We start from the raw sequence: 22337 nt of genomic DNA, 5'->3' as shown, positions 1-22337 counted from the left end.
TTAGGGCGAAACCTAAATATTAGATAAAAAATAATTGAACTAAAAGTTTTACAATTGACTCTGTCAGCCAACCAAAATAATTAAATATCCAAATTCGCATGCAACGCATTGGTTTCAATGAAATCACGACGCGGTTCAACTTCATCACCCATCAAGGTGGTAAATAATTGATCTGCTGCGACGGCATCACGAATAGATACTTTCAACATACGACGTGCTTCTGGATCCATTGTAGTTTCCCAAAGCTGTTCCGGGTTCATTTCACCTAACCCTTTATAACGTTGTACTGATAAGCCACGACGTGACTCTTTCACCAACCACTCAATCGCTTGTTCAAAGCTGCTGACATTTTGCTTGCGTTCACCACGCATTACATAAGCACCTTCTTCAATTAGATTCCGTAATTGGTGTCCTAATTTCACAATTAACGCATACTCGCTACCTTCTGCGAAATGGAAGTCCAACGCATAATCAGTGTCAATACCATGTGTACGCACAGTAATCACTGGTTCATACAAATGGCGTTCCGCGTTGTACTGAACTTTCGCTGCATAATGATTACCATGCAACTCTTTTTTCGCTAAAGTATCAACTAAGCTTGTTGTCCATTGTTGTACCGCTTGTTCTTGCTGCATCAAGGTTTTATCTAAATCCGGATGATAAACTAATGCCTGTAAAATTGCGGCTGGATAACGGCGTGAAACACGTTGAATCATCTTGTTAACACGATTATATTCAGCGACTAAATTCTCTAATGGTAAACCTTGCATTGCTGGTGCATCAGCATGAACAAACAATGCAGCACCATCTAAAGCAATCGCCAATTCATATTGCGTCATCGCATCGTCATCTTTGATATATTGCTCTTGCTTACCTTTCTTCACTTTATAAAGTGGTGGTTGGGCAATATAAACATGGCCACGCTCAATCAGTTCAGGCATTTGACGATAGAAGAAAGTCAATAACAAGGTACGGATATGTGAACCATCCACATCAGCATCCGTCATAATGATGATATTGTGATAACGCAATTTATCCGGATTATATTCATCACGTCCAATACCACAACCTAACGCAGTAATTAACGCAGCCACTTCTTGAGAAGAAAGCATCTTATCAAAACGCGCTTTTTCAACGTTTAAGATTTTTCCTTTTAACGGTAAAATCGCTTGATTTTTACGATTACGACCTTGTTTTGCTGAACCACCTGCAGAATCACCCTCCACAATATAAAGTTCAGAAAGCGCCGGATCACGCTCTTGGCAATCTGCTAATTTACCCGGTAAACCACCTAAATCTAATGCACCTTTACGACGAGTCATTTCTCTCGCTTTACGCGCTGCTTCTCTTGCACGCGCTGCATCAATAATTTTACCAACAATAATTTTCGCATCTGTTGGATTTTCTAATAAATACTCTTGCAGACGCTCGCCCATTGTCGATTCCACAACGCCTTTCACTTCAGAGGAGACTAATTTATCTTTGGTTTGTGATGAAAATTTTGGATCTGGAACCTTAACCGATACAATTGCGACTAATCCTTCACGCGCATCATCACCAGCCATTGAGATTTTCGTTTTCTTGTTGTAGCCCTCTTTTTCCATATAGTTATTTAGCGTTCTGGTCATCGCCCCACGAAAACCGGCTAAATGCGTACCACCATCACGTTGTGGAATATTATTGGTGAAACAGTATAAGTTTTCTTGGAAACCATCATTCCATTGCAAAGCAATTTCCACACCAATCCCATCTTTTTCAGTCATAAAATAGAATGGTTTTGGATGAATTGGATTTTTATTGCGATTCAAATATTCAACAAACGCTTGAATCCCACCTTCATAATGGAAGTGATCAGATTTATCAGTACGTTTATCGAACAATTTAATTGATACACCTGAATTAAGGAAAGAGAGTTCTCTTAAACGTTTTGCTAAGATTTCATATTGAAATTCAACATTACTAAAAATGGTTGCACTAGGCCAAAAACGTACTGTTGTTCCGGTTTTATCACTTTCACCAATCACCGCTAACGGTGCTTGCGGCACACCTAAATGATAAAATTGCTCATGGACATGACCTTCACGACGAATCGTTAGCTGCAATTTATCCGATAACGCATTAACTACTGATACGCCAACGCCATGTAAACCACCGGATACTTTATAAGAATTATCATCAAATTTACCGCCCGCATGAAGCACAGTCATAATGACTTCCGCTGCAGATACGCCTTCTTCCGGATGAATACCAACAGGAATACCACGACCATCATCTTGTACCGAAACCGAATTGTCTTCATGAATCGTCACGACAATATCTTTACAATAACCAGCTAATGCTTCATCAATCGCATTATCGACAACCTCAAATACCATATGATGCAGCCCAGTACCATCATCGGTATCTCCAATATACATTCCTGGACGTTTACGTACTGCATCAAGCCCTTTTAATACTTTGATACTTGATGAATCATAAGAATTTGACGTTTGTTCTGACATATTTTTTATCTCTAGTTTTACTCAAAAAATTAGGCAGGATTATAGCAGAAAAGCCCATTAAATCCTAGACAATACCTTAGGACTAACAACGGTCTTTTTGCTATAAATAAATTGATTAACTAATCATTTAAGGACGGCACTGTTGAGCAAATTTTTCGCTACCTTGTGCAATCCAAGTGCTGTTCTTAGCGCTACGTTGTGCTTGTAAATCACGCAATGCATCATAAATACCTTGCTGTAAGCTTGGGACATCAACACCTTGCCAACAGTGCAAGCGTTGAAAATTACTTTGCAAATCAGCGGCAAAAATCATTCCGCTATAATAATCATAGATATAGGCATCAAATCCTCTACCTTGATCATATAACTGGTGCTTAAGTTCTGAAATGGGTTGTTTATATTTACCATTGAACCAATCCACTACTCCATGGGCAAACGAATCAACATAAAATTTCTCATTTACACGTCCTTGATAAGTTTGTTGAGTAGCTTCATAAGCTGGTGCATAAGAGGTTTGTACAATTTGTTGTTCTGGAAGATCAATCACTGGTTTAGGCGGCGTTTTTCCTGCACAAGCTGCTAATAATAAAACCGATGCAACAAATAATATTTTTTTCATTTCTCTATCCTTTTACTTCAATGGAATTAACACAATATACCTCAAGCAGTAGATGCTAAATTTTACAATTCAATGTTATAATCGCAACCTATATAACCATTCTATAACCAATTATTATTCATTTTTTATTATGAGTCGCCAAAAGAAAACAAGAAAAATTAGTGATTTAATGCCTACGCGCAAACAGGATAAAAAAGAGCCTGCTATTGCTAAAAAAGGGAAAAAACCAACACGTTATGAATTAGATAACAAAGCTTGGGAAGAAAAACGTAAGAAAAAACATAAAGGTCGCCCAGCAGGCAACCGTTATGCTACCGAAACTGAAAAACAAGCTTCACAACCAACACCGGTAAAAGATCCTCGTGTTGGCAGCCGTAAAAAAATTCCACTTATTGTTGAAGAGATTAATCGTCAGCCAGTACAGCAACCAACGGTAAGCGATGAAATTAAGGTGAAAGCAAAAACTATCTCGCCAGAGCAAGAGTTATTTGAGTTAGAAAATAATGAAGCCTTAAACGAGTTGCTTGATCAATTGGATGCAGGTGTCACGTTATCTAAAAAGGATCAACAATTTGTTGAACAATGTTTAGAGAGAATCGAAGAGCTAATGCAACAACTTGGCATTGAAGATGAGGATGAAGAAGAACAAGATCTTTATCAACAATTCGAAAAAATCAACATTAATCAATTTAAATAATTATGAATCTTTCTATTATCTTATTCATCATTGGTATTGTGATTATCGCAGCAATGACTGGCTATCTCATCTGGTTATTGCTAAAAATAAAAAAACAGAAACAGTTATTACAGCAAGCCTATGCGCAACGTTTGGCGCGTTTGCAAGAAAGTATTGAAATCATTGCAAATGCAATGCTCACCGATGAATGTAATCATTCAGAAGGTGTGCTACGTTTAAAACCGTTACTCGAAGCTTATGGAAAAATTCAACTGAATGCTTTTCCAGCAATGCATGAGCTATACCTCACTGTTAGAGATATGCCGATTAAAGACGAGCGCAAAAACTTAGTTAAAAAAGAAAGAATGAGATTGGATCTTACTAGAGAAAGTAGTGAAGCCAAATTAGAAAAACAAATTAAATTGGAGTTACCTCAATTACTTGAGGGTATTAAATAAGTTATTAGTGGGAAATTATTATGTCAGAAATTTTATGGGATCATGACCTGATTCGTAAATATAACCAATCAGGACCTCGTTATACTTCTTATCCAACCGCACTTGAATTCAATGAAGTATATAATAATGACGATTTTATTATGGCAGCTGGGCGTTACCCTTCTCGTCCATTATCGTTATACGTTCATATCCCATTTTGTCATAAACTTTGTTATTTCTGTGCTTGTAATAAAGTCATTACTCGCCACCAACACAAAGCTGACATCTATCTTGATTATTTAGAAAAAGAAATTCGCACCCGAGCCCCGCTTTTTGCACAACGTACCGTAACGCAAATTCATTGGGGTGGTGGTACACCAACTTATCTCACTGAAGAGCAATCTGCACGTTTAATGTCGATGCTACGCGACCATTTCACCATTAGTGATAACGCAGAAATTAGTATCGAAATGGATCCACGTGAAATCGAACTATCAATGCTAGATCATTTACGAAAAATCGGTTTCAACCGTATTAGTATGGGCGTACAAGATTTTAACAAAGAGGTGCAAAACGCCATTAATCGTGAACAAGATGAAGCCTTTATTTTTGCTTTAATGCAACACGCTCGTGAATTAGGTTTTCAATCCACTAACTTAGATCTAATCTATGGCTTACCATTACAGACATTGGATAGTTTTATGTTCACTTTACAAAAAGTGGTTGAACTAAATCCAGATCGTTTAAGTGTGTTCAATTATGCTCATTTACCAACCCGTTTTGCTGGACAAAGAAAGATTAAAGACGAGATGTTACCATCGCCGGAAAGCAAACTTGCTATCTTGCAAAATACTATCGAATTTTTACAAAAATCTGGTTATAAATTTATCGGTATGGATCATTTTGCTAAACCAGATGATGAATTAGCACTCGCACAAGCGAATGGCGTTTTACACCGCAATTTCCAAGGTTATACCACTCAAGAAGAGTGTGATCTACTTGGTTTAGGCGTTTCTGCAATCAGTTTATTGGGTGATACTTATGCCCAAAATCAAAAAGAACTAAAAAGTTATTATGCGGACGTTGAAACACGTGGTATCGCTTTACATAAAGGTTTGGTACTTACGCAAGAAGACTGCCTACGTCGTGATGTGATTAAAGCCTTGATTTGTAACTTTAAATTGAAATTTGCTACCATTGAACAGCAGTATCAAATTAATTTTAAACAACATTTTGCAGAAGATTTGGCATTACTCGCTCCATTAGTTGAAGATGGTTTATTACAAATTAATGATGAAGAGATTATTGTATCCTCGAAAGGGCGCTTATTAATTCGTAATATCTGTTTATGCTTTGATACTTATTCACGCCAACAAGCGAAACGTCAGCAATTTTCACGAATTATCTAAATGTAGGAGATTTAATGAATACATTGCAATTTCTTATTCAGACCATTATTGGAGTTTATATCTTTATTCTGGTTGCTAAGACTTGGTTACAATATTGTCGGGTTGATTTTTATAATCCGCTCTCACAAACCTTAGTAAAACTCACTCAACCGGTATTAGCACCACTGCGTAAAATTGTGCCAATGAAATACAATATTGATTTCGCAGCATTATTGGTGGCTTTTATTTTAGGCGCAGTGAAATTACCATTACTCTATTGGCTAATGTCTGGCACTTTATCATTAGAATTACCTTATTTATTATTGCTCGGTATTCTTTCCGTTGCGAAAGCGTGGGGAGAAATCATCTTCTGGGCGATTTTCTTGCGTGCGATTATGAGTTGGTTTAGTCGTGGTAACAATCCATTAGATTATGTGCTTTATCAAATCAGTGAGCCATTGTTAGCACCAATTCGTCGTATCTTACCAAGTACAGGTATGTTAGATTTTTCGGTAATGGTACTCGGCATTATTTTGTTCTTATTAAATAACGTCTTACTCGATATTTTTGGACAACTTTGGCTAATCGCTTAATGGCCGTACAACAAACACCAGAAGGGCTGCTATTAAATATTTATTTGCAGCCCAAAGCCAGTAAAGATCAAATTGTCGGTTTGCATGGTGATGAGTTAAAAATCACCATCACCGCACCACCTATTGATGGGCAAGCTAATGCCCATCTCATCAAATTTTTAAGTAAGCAATTTAAAGTGGCTAAAAGCCAAATTTCCCTACGTAAAGGCGAGTTAAATCGCCATAAACAAATTTTGATTACCGCGCCAAATCAGATTCCTGAATGCGTAGCTGCATTACTCAAATAGATTACTTATTTGCAAAATGCTTAACTGCAATATCTGGGAAATCGGTAAAAATACCTGTTGCCCCAGCTTGCACCAAGACATCTAATAATTCATTCATACTATTAACATAATCAGGTAATTTATCACGACGCACTGTATAAGGATGCACACCCAAACCATATTGTTGTGCAGCTTGTCCTAATGGTGAGGCAACGACTTTTCCTGCTTTCGAGGTAGCAACATCAATCAACATATTATATTCAGGACTAATACCATCAAAGTGATACGCAATTTCTTGCATTGCATTCTCGGTAAATACCCAATCATAACTATAATTGACCCAATTCCCGGCACTATCCTGCTCTTGTGTTTCATGCCAATCTGTCTGTGCAATTAAAAAATGCAATGGTAAATCCATACCTAAACGCGGCAATAATTCATACTTAATTCTTAACAATTCATTGTAATCAAATGTTTCCACAATAATGTTGCCGCTTCGTTGGCAATAACCATATTTTTGTAACAATGTCAGTGTTGCTAAACTAATATCTTTACCGGATTGATGATGTAGCCAAGGTGCTTTAATTTCCACATACAAACCAATGGTTTTAGCTAAACTCTTTTCTAAACCACGAATAAATTGCAATTCTTCCTCAAAAGTGTGAATCGCAAATCGTCCTGCCCATAATGGATAACGATTTGGATAAACTGCTTGCTGTTTTCCTTGTTGTTCAATAAAAGGTTCTGTGGCTTGTAACTGTCTAATTTCAGCTAAAGTAAAATCCATCACATAAAAATGCCCATCATCTCTAGCTCGCTCAGGAAAGCGTTGTGCCACATCACTAATACCATCTAAAAAATGATCATGCACTACCACCAACTGATCATCTTTTGTCATAACTAAATCCAATTCTAAAAAATCGGCTCCTTGTCCTATCGCTAATGCTTTACAAGCAAAAGTATGTTCAGGTAAATAACCGCAAGCGCCTCTATGGGCAATAACCAAAATTTTTTCCATATTGCTATCCTCTTGTTTTACCTAAATATAATATTCATTTATGGCATTTTGATGACAAATTTTTATTACTTATTTTAACCTGTCATAAAGTTGTCATAATCTCCTGTTAAATTATGCGCCGATAACTTAATCCCCCTATCATTTATCGCATACACAAAGGAGAAACACTATGTTATCGAAAAAGTGGCTTTATTTAGCTATTGGCGCTGGTTTATCTGCAAATGCTATGGCAGCGACAGAAATCACTTGGTGGCACGCTATGGGCGGACAACTAGGTGAAACCGTAAATAAAATCGCTAACGATTTTAACGCTTCACAAAGCCAATGTAAGTTAAACCCTGCCTATAAAGGCTCATACGAAGAACTTCTCACCGCTAGTATTGCTGCATTTCGAGCAAAAAAATCTCCTAATATCATTCAAGTTCATGACGCTGGTTCTGCCACTATTATCAATGCCAAAGGTGTTGTGGTAGGTGTAGAAGATTTGATGAAAGAGAATAATGTTAAATTCGATAAAAACGATTATATCGCCGGTGTACGTAATTTCTATGCCGACAGCAAAGGCAAAATGATTGGTATGCCATTTAACTCTTCTACTCCGGTACTTTATTACAATCAAGAGATCCTTGATAAAGTGGGCGTAAAAGCACCAAAAACCTGGGAAGAATTTGAAGTTGTAGCGAAAAAATTAAAAGATGCAGGTTATACCGCATTAGCAGAATCACACACACCATGGATCTTCGCTGAAAACTTTATGTCACATCATAACTTACAACTTGCTGATCAAAATAATGGTTATGATGGCGCAGCGAAGCATATCTTCTATAACAATCCAGATATGGTAATGATGTTCAAGAAATTGAAAGAGTGGAAAGATAAAGGTTACTTTAATTACTACGGTTCAGAATGGGGTCCTAACCAAGATGCGTTTGAAAAAGGTGACGTAGCTTTATGGCTTGGTTCATCTGGTTCGTTTGGTGGTTTGAAGAAAAAAGTACAATTTAAATTTGCAACCGCATTCTTACCTTATTGGGATAGTATCAATAAAGGTAAGGAATACAATACTTTCGTTGGTGGTGCAGCGCTCTTTGCAATGTCTAACCATCCAAAAGAACAAAATCATTGTACCGCACAATTCTTCAATTACTTATCTAGCCCGGATGTTCAAGCATTCTGGCATAAAGAAACAGGTTACGTTCCTGTCACTCACGCCGCTTATGAAAAAGTAAAAGCTGACGGTTACTATCAAAAAGAACCGGCAGCAGAAACTGGAGTTCTACAATTAGATCTACCAAGTGGTGAATGGACGAAAGGTTATCGTCTTGGTTACTATCCACAAATTCGTGTCGTAATGAATCGTGAATTTGACAAAATCTTCGATGGTAGCAAATCTCCTGAAGAGGCGTTGAAAACCATTCAAGTAGAAAGCGATAAATTACTTGCTCGTTTTGCACAAACTGTAGAATAAAAATAATCGCCCTTAACATTAATTTTGTTAAGGGCTTTTTTTACTTATTGGTGGACGATAATTATGAAAAAAAATGTGTTCAAACATTCGCCTATTCCCTATCTATTCATTGCTCCACAATTGCTAATCATCTTGATTTTCTTTGTTTGGCCAGCTTGGGAATCTATTCGTATCAGTTTTTTTATGGAAGATCCTTTTGGACTGGGTTCAACCTTTGTTGGTTTGCAAAACTATATTGATATTTTGCATAACAACTTTTATCTGCAATCGATCAAATTCACCTTAATTTTTTCTGTATTAGTGACCTTTTTTTCATTAGCAATTGCATTATTGCTAGCCGTTAAAGCAGATAAAGTTATCAAAGGGAAAAACACTTACAAAATTCTGATCATTTGGCCTTATGCTGTGGCGCCTGCTGTTGCAGGAATGGTTGGAGTATTTTTGTTGGATTATCACGTTGGACCACTCTATCACTTACTCAACTTCTTTTGGGATTTTGACCACAAAATTGATGCTGTCGATGCTAGTTTTGCCGTTGTGCTGGTTTCAGTATGGAAACAAATCAGTGTCAATTTCGTCTATTTTCTGGCTGGATTACAAGGTATTCCTAAAGCGGTGCAAGAAGCAGCAAAAATTGATTGTCGCAGCAACACTAAACGTTTTTGGTCAATCATCTTTCCTTTACTGGCACCAACGACATTCTTTCTCCTAATTATTAACATCACTTACGCCTTCTTCGATACCTTCGGCATCATTGATACGTTGACTCGAGGTCGTCCGGGTGGTGCTACCACTACCCTAGTCTATAAAGTTTATCAAGATGGTTTTGTTGGTGTGGATCTCGGCGGTAGCTCGGCACAGTCGGTAATTTTGATGCTATTTGTTATCGCTTTAACCGTCATCCAATTTAAATATATCGAGAAAAAAATACACTATTAAGGATGCAAAATGAAACTCAGCAATGTGATTGATCATACTATCTTAATTATTGGTGTCCTATTTTTGATGCTACCGCTTTGGATGGTCTTTACCTCTTCTACGCATAGCACAGAAGAAATTGCGCGCAACGGTTTACAATTTTGGTTCGGAGATCAAGGCTTTACCGCGTACAAAACCATTTTATTTGGCCATACCGAATCTGATCCAGAAGCAGGCACTGCACTGGTTCATGGGATGTTATTACTGAAAAACTCTATAATTTTAGGGTTAGGTTTTGCCATCGGAAAAATTATTATTTCAATGACCGCTGCTTATGCAATTGTCTATTTCCGTTTTCCTTTAGGAAATTTGATCTTTTGGATTGTTTTTAGCTCGTTATTAATGCCGTTAGAAGTGCGCATTATTCCGTCTTATGAAATTGTTGCAAAACTAGGTATGGTGAATACCTATACTGGATTGATTCTACCGCTGATCGCTTCAGCTACTGCTACTTTCTTTTTCAGACAATTTTTTAAATCAGTACCAGAGGAATTAATCGAGGCGGCTCGTTTAGATAACGCCGGACCATTCCGTTTTTTCAAAGATATTCTGTTCCCATTATCAAAAACAATGATTGCTGCCATTTTTATCATTATGTTTGTTGTTGGATGGAACCAATATCTCTGGCCAATTCTGATGACAACTGATGAAAGCTTTAAAACTTTATTGCTGGGTATTAAAGATATTATCAGTGCTTTGTATGAAGGGCGAATCCCTGCTTACGATCAGATATTTGCCTTAGCGATTATTTCCGTTATTCCGCCTATTTTGGTTGTGATCATTTTCCAGAAATGGTTTATCAAAGGTCTAATTCAAACAGAAAAATAAGAAGAGAATCCTATGTCTAGTTTACATATTCACCACGTTTCTAAAGTCTATCCTAATGGCAAAAAAGCAATTAGTGATGCTAATGTTGAAATAAATTCCGGCGAGTTTGTCGTATTTGTCGGTCCATCAGGCTGCGGTAAATCAACTCTACTAAGAATGATCGCTGGTTTAGAAAGTATTAGTGAAGGCGATATTCTTTTGGAAGAAACCAGAATTAATGATACCGAACCGGCTGATAGAAATATCGCAATGGTATTCCAAAACTATGCGTTATACCCACACATGACCGTATATAAAAATCTCGCTTACGGTTTGATTAATCGCAAAGTGTCAAAAGAAGAGATTAAAAAACGTGTCAATGCTGCCGCTGAGATGTTGCAATTGAGTGAATATCTAAACAATAAGCCGCACGAACTCTCTGGTGGGCAACGCCAACGTGTGGCAATGGGACGTGCGATTGTGCGTGAACCAAAACTCTTCTTATTCGATGAACCTTTATCCAACCTTGATGCAAAACTGCGTAATGTGATGCGAATGGAAATTAAAGCTTTACAGCGTCGTTTAAAAACAACCTCGATCTACGTTACTCACGATCAAGTCGAAGCGATGACGATGGCTGATAAAATTGTCATTATCAATGCAGGGCAAATTGAACAGGTCGGTACACCTGATGAAATCTACAATAATCCGCGCAATCTGTTTGTGGCTACCTTTATGGGTTCACCCGCAATGAATATTTTACAAGCCAATATCCATGGCCATCAGTTATTTTTGGCTGAAAATGCAAGTATAACCACTAACTTCCAGCTTGAACGCTATTACAACGACGATATGTATAAACAACATAATACCTATAAGCGTATTTATTTAGGCGTTAGACCAGAAAGCATTTCGTTGACAACTGAAGCAGTTGCCGATCATCCATTGCAAATTCCTGTTTGGGTAGAAGCTGTCGAAGATTTAGGACCGCATTTGATTGCGCACTGTTTGATTGGTAATCAGAAATTATTAGTGCTCAGTCGTAATAAAAACATTCGTGATGGTTCTCACGCGTTTGCACAATTTGAACATCATTCGCTGTATCTATTTGATCAAAATAATGAATTAAATATTACGTCACAACTGCAGCAAATTTAATTGCATAAACAAAAGGGAGCAACTGCTCCCTTATTTAATCTAAATTTTCTATTAATGATGATGGTGATGTCCGCCACAGCCACAACCGCCATGACCACCGCCACAGCAACCACCTTCTTCATCATCATCGTGATGATGATCGTGACCACCACAGCAGCCTTCACCATGTTGATGTAAATGACCATGTGCAATTTCTTCTGCAGTTGCTTCACGCACAGAAACCACTTCAACAGTGAATAATAAAGTTTGACCAGCCAACATATGGTTACCATCAACCACTACATCCTCGTCAGTCACTTCAGTAATGACAACAGGCAATGGACCAACATCGGTATCGGCAATAAAACGCATACCTTCTTTTAATTCATCAACACCAACGAAAACATCTTTTGGTACACGTTGCACTAAATTATCGTTATATACACCGTAACCTTCTTCTGGCGCTACTTTGACATCAAATTTTTCGCCAACTTCTTTGCCTTCTAATGCATTTTCTAAACCAATCACTAAATTACGATGTCCTTGTAAATATTCTAGTGGTTGGTTAGCTGGCGCTTCATCTACTAAAATACCATCTTCAGTACGAACTTGATAAGCAATGCCTACTACATGATTTTTTGCAACTTTCATTCATTTCTCCAATAATTTGCGCAAAATAGGGATAAATTGTAACGGAATTTCTATTTTTCTGATAGCGAAATTACGACATCAGCACTCATCATTAAGCGAGTTTCTCCAGGGGTAAAACTTAAACCGCTATTATCAGCTTCTTGTTGTACATTCGCCTTTGCTAAACTCATTGGTGCTTCTCTTGCTAGCATATATCCTGCTCTATCACGTGCAATATTAATATTAACAATACGATATTGCTCACGATGCAATTCCTTTCTAATCACTTCCGCTTTTTGCTGTATTTCCGCTAACAAGGTCGTCAACATTTCAGCTTCTTGCTGTTTGCGTTTTTCTGGTGACACAAAAAAATTGGTGGCAGAAAGATTAAAATTATCAGGTAAATCAGAAATAAATTCAGCGATTTGTGTAAAATCACCACTTTCTAAGGTAATGGTTGCTTGTAATGTCCAACCAGTTACTTTGCCTTGATTATTATAGTTAGCAAAACTATTACGATAATTCTCAACCACTTTAATCGCTTTATATTGTCCTAATTGCTGGATCAGCGTTTCCACACGCTGTTCTAACAATTGCGATTGTTTTTTGGATAATTTGCTGGTTTGCAATTGTGAATTCAGCACAACTTGTACTTTATCTTCTTGCACTACAGACTCTGTTGTCGCTTGAAAAGCGATTTTTGGCGCTGTATCTTGCTGTTCAACAGCATCAGCTCTTGCTTGCCAGCTGATTAGCATAGCAAGACAAGACCACAAAATAATAAATTTCTCCGAAACTATTTTTTTCATTATCGTTCCTCTAACATCGCCATTATTCACTATCAAACCAACCACGAATAAATTGAATTGATAAGAATAACGTTAATAGTAATGCCACATAGAGAATATAGCTTACGATTGGGTGAGATGGTGTTGCATCAGCAGACACCTCTTTTAATGAAACCACATTACTAAATTCATCAAACATCGTAATGCGCCAACCATAATATTTCACTTCAACTAAGGCTTTTTCATTGGCTAATGATTGTGCTTGCGCCTGAATATTTGCTGAATCAAATTTGAAATAGAATGGAAAACCCCAACGAGTATCTTCGTTGCGATACACCATTACTTTTTCTGTTTTAGGTTCTTGTGTATAAATGTAATAAACATCTCTTGTTGGGCCATCTGCGGGATTAGATTTAGTAATTGGGCCATCTTTATCAACACGTTTTACTTCCACCCCTGTAATTTGTTGAATAGCATAACTTGGAAAGACGTAATTGACACCAGCCGCTAAAATCAGATGCACTACCAAAGCAACCGTAATAAAAAACCACATAAAAAAGCGGCGTATTTTTGATTGTTGCGCCATAGCTATTTCTCCTTTTATTTAAAAAACTTGCCTATGCTAGCATATTATTGTGACAAATTGACGCCAAATAGCTGACTAAAATTCGCTGTTGTGATCTCTGCTAAAGTTTCTGCCGATACCCCTTTTAAAGTCGCCACATACTCACACACTTCTCGCACATACGCTGGTTGATTTTGTTTGCCACGATAAGGCACAGGCGCTAAATAAGGTGAATCGGTTTCAATTAATAACCGATCTAAAGGTACATTGCGAATGACTGCACGAATATCTTCTGCATTCTTAAAGGTAATAATGCCAGATACGGAAATATAAAAACCAAGATCCAATGCCTGATCAGCAAACCATTGATTTTCTGTGAAACAGTGAATAACACCACCGCAACGATCCGCTTGTTGTTCTTTTAAGATACGAATTGTATCTTCGCCTGCTGAACGAGTATGAATAATTACCGGCTTATTAAATTGGTTAGCAATATCAATTTGTTGCGCAAAACACTCTTGTTGTTCTTGTTTATTTTCGGCACTGTAATAATAATCCAAACCGATTTCCCCTACTGCCACCACTTCCGGCAATGCAATAATCTGTTTTAATTTTTCTGCATCAAATACTTCATCGCCAATATCCAATGGGTGCAAACCACAAGAGAACGAAATATCGCGACGATGTGCTAACATTTGGTGTAACTGTTGAAAACGTGCAATACCAACGCCAATTGCCAGGCAATGTTTGACATCTCGTTGCTGCGCTTTTGCTAACACATCATCTACATCTTTATGTAATTTTTCATAATCTAACGCATCTAAATGACAATGCGAATCTACAATAAACATCTTTTAACCTTCAAATACTTGTTCAATCATTTCTATTAAGCCATCGGCAATAATTAATTCTTGATTTACGCCATTAATCGACAATAGATCGGTACGCATTCGCCGCACAATACTTAATCCTTGATAAATTTTTAATGCAGATAATTCTTGTGCTAATGCTGTTACCCCTTGCCGTAAATCTTCACATTGCCAACCAGAATGGATACCTAAAGACGCTTTTAATGCGTCCATCAACAAAGCTTCTAACCAATTCAATTGCGGGATAGGGTTTTCCTGTTGAAAATAAGGCATCAACAAAAGCATATTTTTACTGCGATAAAATTTCCAAAATTGACGTAAAAATGCTAAACGTTGGGCAATTTCCCCTTGTTGCAGACTGATTTTGGCAGCAAAAGGACGCCCATAATTCATTGCCAATGCCACTTGCATTTCATCTCGTTGTTGAAAACCTTGCTCACTTAACCATTGCATTCCCTGTTCTTGATTTGGTAATGGCAATGCCCATAATTGACAGCGACTATAAATGGTGGCAAGAATTTGTTGTTCAACATTGGTTTGTAATAAAAAATAGCAATTATCGGTTGGCTCTTCTAACGTCTTTAATAACGCATTGGCAGCCGCTTCCGTTAGTAGCTCCACGCCTTGAATATATACCACTTTTGCAGCTTGTTGCTGACTATGTCGCGATAATTTATCCGTTACTTCACGAATTACTTCAATACTAATCTTTTTCCCTTTTTCAGCTGTAATCAGATAAAAATCGGGGTGAGATTGATGTTGAAATAATTGGCATTGCCGACAACGACCACAGGCTTGCCCTTCTTGTTTATGTTCACAAAACAGCCATTGCGCTAAGGCGAAGCAAAATGGCTCTGCACCATTATCGTTTGCACTACGAATCAATAAAGCGTGATGACCATGTCCAGACAAAAAAGCCTGAGTAATACGCTGATAAGTAGGCAGTAACCAAGATAATTCAGCTAGTTGTGTTGTTGGAACCATTTTATGATTGCCTGTTCAATTTGTTGCGCCACCTCTTGCATTGCAAGATTTGCATTAATAGTGATACTGTTCGGATCAGCTGCAACCAGTTGTAAATAACGCTGACGAGTACGAATAAAGAAATCTAATTGTTGTTGCTCAATACGATCCAACTCACCTCGTGTTCTGGCTCGAGATAAACCAATTTCAGGATCAATATCTAAATAGAGTGTTAAATCTGGACAAAAATCCCCTAATACCGTTTGCTTTAAGGTCGCTAATAATTGTGCATCAATTTGTCTGCCACCACCTTGATAGGCTTGAGAGGAAAGATCGTGACGATCACCAATTACCCATTTATCTTGTGCCAACGCAGGTTTAATCACATTTTCGACTAATTGCACTCGTGCTGCATATAACATCAATAATTCTGCTTTATCGGTAATGACTTCATCGCCTTCACCCTGCTTAATCAATTGACGTAATTTTTCGGCTAATGGCGTACCACCTGGTTCACGAGTAAAGACAAATTCTTTAATCCTTAATTGCTGTAATGTTTCAACCACAACATTTCTTGCCGTTGTCTTACCAGCTCCCTCAAGCCCTTCGAGTACAATAAATTTGCCTTTCATTATTTATTTCCTTGTTGATTTTTCCAATTTCGATACCAACGCAAATACTCTTGCACCGCACGATTATGTTCATTTAAAGTACGACTAAATTTATGCCCGCCACTACCATCTGCAACAAAATACAAATAATCAGTTTTAGCTGGATTCGCCGCTGCAGCCAATGAACTTTTATCTGGCATTGCGATTGGTGTTGGTGGTAAACCGTCAATTACATAAGTATTGTATGGTGTTTCGGTATTGAGATCTTTCTTAGTAATATTGCCTTGATACTTTTCACCCATTCCATAAATCACCGTTGGATCCGTTTGTAGTTTCATACCTTTTTGCAAACGATTAACAAATACTGAGGCAATTTCTGGACGTTCACTCGCCACCGCACTCTCTTTTTCAATAATTGACGCTAACACTAATAATTCATAGGCGGATTGCAATGGTAATGTTTCATCACGTTGCTGCCACGCTTGTTGTAAGGTCTTTTGCATTTTATCTGCTGCACGTTGCAATAACGCTAAATCTGTTGAATTCACCGTATAATAATAGGTATCAGGATATAGCCACCCTTCCATTTTATCTTTTTGTCCATTTTCTATTGGTAATTTCAACAATTGATAAATTTCCGCTTCACTTTTATCAGTTAAAGTGTGTTTCAGATGTGGCGCTTCCGCTAATGCTTTACGCCATTGAGTAAAGGTGCTTCCTTCCGGCAATGTCAATGAAAATTGTGCCTCTTTACCACTATGAATAAGGATTAACAATTGTTTCAAGTTCTCAATTTTGTCTAACGAAAAAGTACCTGCTTTGAGGGTATATTCAGGATACAGTTTAAACAAATAAGGTAAGCCCCAAACACTCTCTTTTACCAAGCCTTGTTGCACCAATTTTTCTGCAAAATTTTTACTGCTCGTTCCCTTTTCAATGGTAAGCAATTGATCTGGAGTATGAGTTATCGGTAATGTTAATAATTGGGTAAGATGATGATAAACATAGGCGCCGCTACCGCCTAAAGCAATTAATAAGATTATCAATAAGGTGAGAAATTTTTTCATCAATATCAAACTACTTTTTCAAAAAGTGACTAAGTTTAACATAAACTATGCCTTTTCGAGAAACATTGTCATTAATACGATAACAGCGTGTAATACCTAAAATACTACACGCTGCCATTCCATTAGCACAAAGCTATTTCTTTGCCGTTTCAATTGCTTGCAAAATGTCAGCTTTAATATCTTCTACATTTTCCAAACCTACTGAAAAACGTAATAAACGATTACAAACACCACGTGCAATACGCTCTGCTTCAGGAATATCCATATGTGTTTGCGTTGCTGGATAAGTGATAAAACTTTCCGTACCACCTAGACTTTCCGCAAAGGTAATTAATTTTAATGCTTTTAAGAATGGCACCACCCACTCTTCTTTTTGTAAACGGAAAGAAAGCATACCGCCTTTATTTGGATACAAAACATCTGCAATTTCGTCTTGTTCTGCTAAAAACTTAGCAATTTGTTGCGCATTTTGTTGATGACGTTCCATACGCAATGATAAGGTTTTCAAACCACGAATCGTTAAATAACAATCGAATGGCGCTAATACCGGGCCTGCGCCATTTTGAATATAATAAATGCGATCACAAAGTTCTTGTCCTTTTGCCACAATTAAACCAGCTAATACATCATTATGTCCTGCGATATATTTTGTACCGCTATGAATCACAATATCGGCACCATGTTCAATCGGGCGGAATAACACTGGCGTTAAGAAAGTATTATCGACAATTAATAACAAATTATGTGCCTTCGCAATTTTTGCAATTGCATCCACATCACACTCTTCCATTAATGGATTAGATGGTGTTTCAATGAAAATCGCTTTGGTATTTGGTGTAATCGCTTGCTCAATTGCTTCTAAAGAAGCGGTATTTACATAAACAGGTTTGATACCATGGTTATTTTTATAACAAAAGTCTAATAGACGATATGTACCACCATACACATCACTCGAAATAATCCATTCATCTGGGCTAGTGAACAAACTCATTATTAATTGAATCGCCGCCATACCCGAAGAACAAGCAAAACCACGATCCCCTTTTTCTAATTGAGCAATACCGTTTTCTAATACTGTTCTCGTTGGATTTTTGGTACGAATATAATCAAAACTATCTGTCGCAATACCTTTAATATCAGTGTGACCAAATGCAGTAGAAAGATGAATTGGAGTAGCTACTGAACCAGTAAATGGATCAGTACGATTTCCCAATTGTACTAAAAGTGTCTCTATTGATTGTTGTGCCATAAAATTTCCTATCCTTAACTTATACAACAAAGGTAATCATTCTGGCACAAACTTCACTGACAGAAAAGCAATTCACTCCAGTTCACAAAATTTCAGCACTTTACGCATAAAAAAACGGCAGAAACATTGAATTAATAAGCAATAAGCTTTTTTTTTCATCAATCAAGCAAAAAAGTGAGAATTATCGTTTGACAAAAAAAATCAATTCCGTAAAATGCGCCTCGTTGATTAACGATGCTGATAGCAACATTAATCTTAGCGGGAATAGCTCAGTTGGTAGAGCACGACCTTGCCAAGGTCGGGGTCGCGAGTTCGAGCCTCGTTTCCCGCTCCAAACTGCCCGGGTGGTGGAATCGGTAGACACAAGGGATTTAAAATCCCTCGCCTTTCGAGGCGTGCCAGTTCAAGTCTGGCTTCGGGCACCATTTTTGACAAAAAAAGTATTTTGCGGGAATAGCTCAGTTGGTAGAGCACGACCTTGCCAAGGTCGGGGTCGCGAGTTCGAGCCTCGTTTCCCGCTCCAGATTGCCCGGGTGGTGGAATCGGTAGACACAAGAGATTTAAAATCTCTCGCCTTTCGGGGCGTGCCAGTTCAAGTCTGGCTTCGGGCACCATTCACAATATATTCAGTGGCTTTTTCGATAGTAACTTCCTCAAATTAGTTCTTCGTTGTTAAAATCCACTTAATGCCTTATATGGCGTGTTAGCAAAGCGGTTATGCACTGGATTGCAAATCCATGTAGATCGGTTCGACTCCGGTACACGCCTCCATTATCTAATAATAAACCATTGATTTTAATACAAATATAATAATTTATTCTTAAATTACCTACTAAATCACCTACCAATTATTTTATACAAATAAGATAGGCATAATTACTCCTTAAAATCGTTCGGATATTGTCGTCTTAGCACTTCGCTTTGATACGCTTCTTTGCAATGTTGTTTATCAAAGAACAACGCATTAATTAGCGCATAAAAAAAGACCCACCGTTTTTTCGGTGAGTCTTTTAGTTTTGCATTGCGATAACATCGACTACTTATCGTTTCGTCTGCATAACCACCAGCTAATGTATTACACAGTTGGTCTAGTGCTATCAGTATTTGTTTAATCTTCATATCTACGCTCCCATCCTGTGCTAAAATCATAATCTAGCGGTTTATCTGATTGCATCATTGCCGCCTTATGGCGCTCAGCATTGATGTGATCAGCATTTTCAGCTCGTACCATTTCTGCGAAGATTTCAGCAAGCAAGTCTGGCGTCATTTCGACAAAATCATTTTCGAATGTCTTCCATTCGATTGAGCCGATTTTATCAATGACTTGAGATAAACCAAGATACTTAGTTTTCTCCTCTTCCCCAGTTTGAAACCATCTATCAACGCTTTTTATATATACACCGCCTAAGCTGCGGTTATATCTATATTCTTTGATACTTTCCCATATTCTAGATTTCTGAGAAAATAATAATTCAGCTTGTTTTTGTTCGTTTAATACCCACTTACTTCCATCCCAGTCATAAAGATGTGACGGTCTTTTTTCTACCTTACCATTTAACCAATATGAATCTTGATTGATTAATTGATTTTGAATTTCTCCAGTTTTGTCATACAAATGAAGATGTTCTGGATAAAGTTCTGTGGCCATTTGATACAAAGATTCTTTTGTATCTGGTGGCACTTCTGGAAAAGATGTTTCTCTTTTTCCTGTTTGTTTATCAATGATAATTAAATATGGAATATTAGACATGTTTTACCTCTATAATTATTAATTAAGGAATTTAGATATGAGACTACCAAACGGCTATGGCAGCGTAATTAAATTAAGCGGAAATAGACGAAGACCTTACGTGGCAAGGAAAACTGTTGGTTACGATGCAAACAAACGTCAGCTATACAACATAATCGGCTACTATGCAACGAAAGACGAAGCTCTAACAGCATTAGCTAACTATAATCAACAAGATAAACCAGAACCAAGCATAACTCTGGCAAAAGTGTACCAACTTTGGTATCCAAACCACGTTAGACAAGTGTCAAAATCCACGGCAGAAAGCTATCGTAATAGTTACAACCATCTATCTGAGATTATCTCAATGCCGATCCACAAAATTAAATATCATCATTTGCAAAGCGCACTTGATGCGATGAAAGAGAAAGGATTGTCGTACGCAAGCCTTAAAAAAGTGAGATCGTTGATAAACCAGCTATTCGCTCATGCAATTATTAACGAGTGGATAGATAAATCATACGGTCAGTACTTAAAAATGGGAAAAAATATACCAGTTAAACCACACAAGATATTTACAAGACAACAAATTAATAAACTTTGGCAATGTAAAACCGTTAATACTGATTTGACATTAATTCTTCTTTATACTGGAATGAGGATTGGAGAACTTCTTCAGTTACATCGGAGTGATATTAATTTAAAACAGAAATACTTTAACATTTCAACATCAAAAACAAAAGCTGGTATCCGCATTATACCCATCCACCCACTAATTTTGCCTATTGTCGAACGGCGACTTGGGCAAAAGCATAAATATCTATTTGTTGATGAAAATAATTTACAGCTAACGTATGTAAAAGCAGCAACACAATTTAAGCAAGTAATGAACGCAATCAAAGCAAAACATACAACGCACGATTGCCGACACACAGTAGCAACTTTGCTTGATGCTGCAGGCGCAAACAAAGTTGCTCGAGATCGCATACTAGGTCACGCATCTAGCAATGTCGGTGATGCTGTTTATACTCATAAGACATTGATACATCTCAGAAAAGTTATTAACTTATTGAAATAAGTTACTTAAATGTTACTTTAAACAGATTTTAAAACACGTTTAAATGCAGATGCATCAATGTTTAACCGTGTTACTTATTTGATACTTATTTTGTACTTTTTTAATCATTTTTAATGACTTTTACTATCATTTTTATACAAACATTTATAGCCAAGGGGGATTATGTCATGAATCTGGCGATGCTGGGGTTTACTATTTAGATAACCCCATTGCACTTAAATCAAGGTTGTTACATGGAGTGGCGTTTGAAGACAATCCAAACGGCTGGCACGAGTTTAAGTTTTTAACTGTTAAATCAGTAAATAAATTTAATAGCACATTAACAAAAACGAATGTATTAAGTATGTCAGCAAATACATATGATGTTTTTGTTGGTAATTCAGCGACATATGCAATAATTTTTGGCATCTAATTAGATGCCGAATAATATAACAGCGGTCGAAGATGAATTATCATATACAACAGTTGTAGAGTCATTTCTGATGCTTTTTGCATACACAACCGTTTTCGAGAGTGATGAGTTTTGCGGATTTACTGCTTTCAGCGTTGCAAATTGATATTTTCGCCAACCTTCCGGCACTGATTCAAATGCAATTCCATGCAGTAGCCTTAATTTAAAGCTAATCGGATTATCAAAGTAAAGTATGCCATCATCTGCATAGTAATAGCACTCTCCCCCTTGGCTAGAAGCCAATAACCAATAAACCGACTAGATCACCTGATCCAGTTTCGTTAACGTAGTTCTTATCTATCCAGTTCATATACGATAAACCACGATAGACTACAATTTCAGAGTGTGATCCAGCACCCTCTAAACGTATAACATCTGCATACAATGTATTTGCTGACAATCTTACTGGGTAAGTAAATTGCCAAGGAAGTGGTTTATTACCTGCATTG

At 37.3% G+C, this 22337-nt stretch carries 24 protein-coding genes and 5 tRNA genes; 15 read left to right on the top strand and 14 right to left on the bottom strand.

The window, feature by feature from the left end:
• Positions 1-80: 80 nt before the first annotated feature.
• Both gyrB and QS62_RS05955 read right to left on the bottom strand, forming a co-directional pair.
• Positions 81-2501 carry a DNA topoisomerase (ATP-hydrolyzing) subunit B gene (gene gyrB, locus QS62_RS05960; protein ID WP_066107344.1) on the bottom strand — a complete coding sequence of 807 codons (2421 nt, stop codon included), beginning with the start codon at positions 2499-2501 and terminating at the stop codon, positions 81-83.
• A 127-nt stretch (positions 2502-2628) separates the two neighbouring features.
• Complete coding sequence (locus tag QS62_RS05955; protein ID WP_066107341.1) at positions 2629-3120, bottom strand: hypothetical protein; 492 nt, start codon at positions 3118-3120, stop codon at positions 2629-2631.
• A 130-nt stretch (positions 3121-3250) separates the two neighbouring features.
• Here QS62_RS05955 and yihI point away from each other — a divergent pair, with 130 nt between their 5' ends.
• Genes yihI through yggU form a run of 5 tightly spaced genes read left to right on the top strand, consistent with a single transcriptional unit; the run spans position 3251 to position 6501 of the window.
• A complete protein-coding gene (yihI, locus tag QS62_RS05950; protein ID WP_066107355.1) occupies positions 3251-3817 on the top strand; it encodes a Der GTPase-activating protein YihI in 567 nt (188 codons plus the stop codon).
• Positions 3818-3819: 2 nt separating this feature from the next.
• Positions 3820-4254: a DUF2489 domain-containing protein gene (locus QS62_RS05945; protein ID WP_066107338.1), complete on the top strand. Its 435-nt coding sequence runs from the start codon at positions 3820-3822 to the stop codon at positions 4252-4254.
• A gap of 20 nt (positions 4255-4274) precedes the next feature.
• Positions 4275-5642, top strand: coding sequence for an oxygen-independent coproporphyrinogen III oxidase (hemN, locus tag QS62_RS05940; protein WP_066107335.1), 1368 nt, complete (start codon positions 4275-4277; stop codon positions 5640-5642).
• A 14-nt stretch (positions 5643-5656) separates the two neighbouring features.
• Positions 5657-6214 (top strand): YggT family protein, encoded by a 558-nt coding sequence (locus tag QS62_RS05935; RefSeq protein WP_066107332.1) that lies wholly within the window; start codon positions 5657-5659, stop codon positions 6212-6214.
• Positions 6214-6501 carry a DUF167 family protein YggU gene (gene yggU / locus QS62_RS05930; RefSeq protein ID WP_066107329.1) on the top strand — a complete coding sequence of 96 codons (288 nt, stop codon included), beginning with the start codon at positions 6214-6216 and terminating at the stop codon, positions 6499-6501. Before QS62_RS05935 ends, yggU begins: the two co-directional genes overlap by 1 nt.
• A 1-nt stretch (position 6502) precedes the next feature.
• On the opposite strand, the gene glpQ is transcribed toward yggU, so the two are convergent.
• Positions 6503-7498 (bottom strand): glycerophosphodiester phosphodiesterase, encoded by a 996-nt coding sequence (gene glpQ, locus QS62_RS05925; protein WP_066107326.1) that lies wholly within the window; start codon positions 7496-7498, stop codon positions 6503-6505.
• Positions 7499-7667: 169 nt separating this feature from the next.
• Between glpQ and QS62_RS05920 the strand changes: the two genes are divergently transcribed.
• The 4 genes from QS62_RS05920 (at position 7668) to QS62_RS05905 (ending at position 11909) form a co-directional block, all read left to right on the top strand.
• Positions 7668-8966 (top strand): extracellular solute-binding protein, encoded by a 1299-nt coding sequence (locus tag QS62_RS05920; RefSeq protein ID WP_066107323.1) that lies wholly within the window; start codon positions 7668-7670, stop codon positions 8964-8966.
• Between the two features lie 63 nt (positions 8967-9029).
• Positions 9030-9905 carry an ABC transporter permease subunit gene (locus QS62_RS05915; RefSeq protein ID WP_066107320.1) on the top strand — a complete coding sequence of 292 codons (876 nt, stop codon included), beginning with the start codon at positions 9030-9032 and terminating at the stop codon, positions 9903-9905.
• Positions 9906-9914: 9 nt separating this feature from the next.
• Complete coding sequence (locus QS62_RS05910; RefSeq protein WP_066107316.1) at positions 9915-10772, top strand: ABC transporter permease subunit; 858 nt, start codon at positions 9915-9917, stop codon at positions 10770-10772.
• Between the two features lie 12 nt (positions 10773-10784).
• Positions 10785-11909, top strand: a complete 1125-nt coding sequence (locus QS62_RS05905; RefSeq protein WP_066107313.1) for an ABC transporter ATP-binding protein — start codon at positions 10785-10787, stop codon at positions 11907-11909.
• A 51-nt stretch (positions 11910-11960) separates the two neighbouring features.
• Here the strand turns inward: QS62_RS05905 and slyD are convergent, their stop codons facing one another.
• From slyD to QS62_RS05865, 8 genes are all read right to left on the bottom strand, one after another.
• Positions 11961-12539, bottom strand: coding sequence for a peptidylprolyl isomerase (gene slyD, locus QS62_RS05900; RefSeq protein ID WP_066107310.1), 579 nt, complete (start codon positions 12537-12539; stop codon positions 11961-11963).
• 50 nt (positions 12540-12589) lie between these two features.
• The gene (locus QS62_RS05895) at positions 12590-13327 is read right to left on the bottom strand and encodes an SIMPL domain-containing protein (RefSeq protein ID WP_066107308.1); all 738 of its coding nucleotides are present in this window, start codon (positions 13325-13327) and stop codon (positions 12590-12592) included.
• 22 nt (positions 13328-13349) lie between these two features.
• Entirely contained in the window at positions 13350-13874 is a 525-nt protein-coding gene (locus QS62_RS05890) for a DUF1523 family protein (protein WP_066107352.1), read from the bottom strand.
• A 62-nt stretch (positions 13875-13936) separates the two neighbouring features.
• Complete coding sequence (locus QS62_RS05885; RefSeq protein ID WP_066107305.1) at positions 13937-14722, bottom strand: YchF/TatD family DNA exonuclease; 786 nt, start codon at positions 14720-14722, stop codon at positions 13937-13939.
• Positions 14723-14725: 3 nt separating this feature from the next.
• Positions 14726-15724, bottom strand: coding sequence for a DNA polymerase III subunit delta' (gene holB / locus QS62_RS05880; protein ID WP_066107301.1), 999 nt, complete (start codon positions 15722-15724; stop codon positions 14726-14728).
• Positions 15703-16335 (bottom strand): dTMP kinase, encoded by a 633-nt coding sequence (tmk, locus tag QS62_RS05875; RefSeq protein WP_066107298.1) that lies wholly within the window; start codon positions 16333-16335, stop codon positions 15703-15705. Before tmk ends, holB begins: the two co-directional genes overlap by 22 nt.
• Positions 16335-17381, bottom strand: a complete 1047-nt coding sequence (mltG, locus tag QS62_RS05870) for an endolytic transglycosylase MltG (protein WP_066107295.1) — start codon at positions 17379-17381, stop codon at positions 16335-16337. Before mltG ends, tmk begins: the two co-directional genes overlap by 1 nt.
• Positions 17382-17514: 133 nt before the next feature.
• Positions 17515-18630 (bottom strand): methionine biosynthesis PLP-dependent protein, encoded by a 1116-nt coding sequence (locus QS62_RS05865; RefSeq protein WP_066107292.1) that lies wholly within the window; start codon positions 18628-18630, stop codon positions 17515-17517.
• 258 nt (positions 18631-18888) lie between these two features.
• Here QS62_RS05865 and QS62_RS05860 point away from each other — a divergent pair.
• The 5 genes from QS62_RS05860 to QS62_RS05840 all read left to right on the top strand — a co-directional run bounded on the left by QS62_RS05860 (position 18889) and on the right by QS62_RS05840 (position 19401).
• Positions 18889-18964, top strand: a tRNA-Gly gene (locus QS62_RS05860).
• 4 nt (positions 18965-18968) lie between these two features.
• Positions 18969-19055: transfer RNA gene (locus QS62_RS05855), tRNA-Leu, on the top strand.
• Positions 19056-19077: 22 nt separating this feature from the next.
• Positions 19078-19153, top strand: a tRNA-Gly gene (locus QS62_RS05850).
• A gap of 4 nt (positions 19154-19157) precedes the next feature.
• A tRNA-Leu gene (locus QS62_RS05845) sits at positions 19158-19244 on the top strand.
• An 83-nt stretch (positions 19245-19327) separates the two neighbouring features.
• A tRNA-Cys gene (locus tag QS62_RS05840) sits at positions 19328-19401 on the top strand.
• A gap of 105 nt (positions 19402-19506) precedes the next feature.
• Here QS62_RS05840 and QS62_RS05835 read toward each other — a convergent pair.
• Entirely contained in the window at positions 19507-19749 is a 243-nt protein-coding gene (locus tag QS62_RS05835; protein ID WP_065233808.1) for a DNA helicase UvrD, read from the bottom strand.
• Positions 19739-20380, bottom strand: coding sequence for a DUF4376 domain-containing protein (locus QS62_RS05830; RefSeq protein WP_082966140.1), 642 nt, complete (start codon positions 20378-20380; stop codon positions 19739-19741). The genes QS62_RS05835 and QS62_RS05830 overlap by 11 nt, the downstream gene beginning before the upstream one ends.
• Before the next feature lie 37 nt (positions 20381-20417).
• Between QS62_RS05830 and QS62_RS05825 the strand changes: the two genes are divergently transcribed.
• The gene (locus QS62_RS05825; RefSeq protein WP_066107289.1) at positions 20418-21437 is read left to right on the top strand and encodes a tyrosine-type recombinase/integrase; all 1020 of its coding nucleotides are present in this window, start codon (positions 20418-20420) and stop codon (positions 21435-21437) included.
• 683 nt (positions 21438-22120) lie between these two features.
• On the opposite strand, the gene QS62_RS12055 is transcribed toward QS62_RS05825, so the two are convergent.
• Positions 22121-22337, bottom strand: a 217-nt coding sequence (locus tag QS62_RS12055; RefSeq protein ID WP_197496266.1) for a hypothetical protein, incomplete at its 5' end; no start/stop codon positions are given.

Source organism: Gallibacterium salpingitidis (genome assembly GCF_001678495.1).
GTDB lineage: Bacteria > Pseudomonadota > Gammaproteobacteria > Enterobacterales > Pasteurellaceae > Gallibacterium > Gallibacterium salpingitidis.
This window is presented reverse-complemented; position numbering and strand designations above follow the sequence as displayed.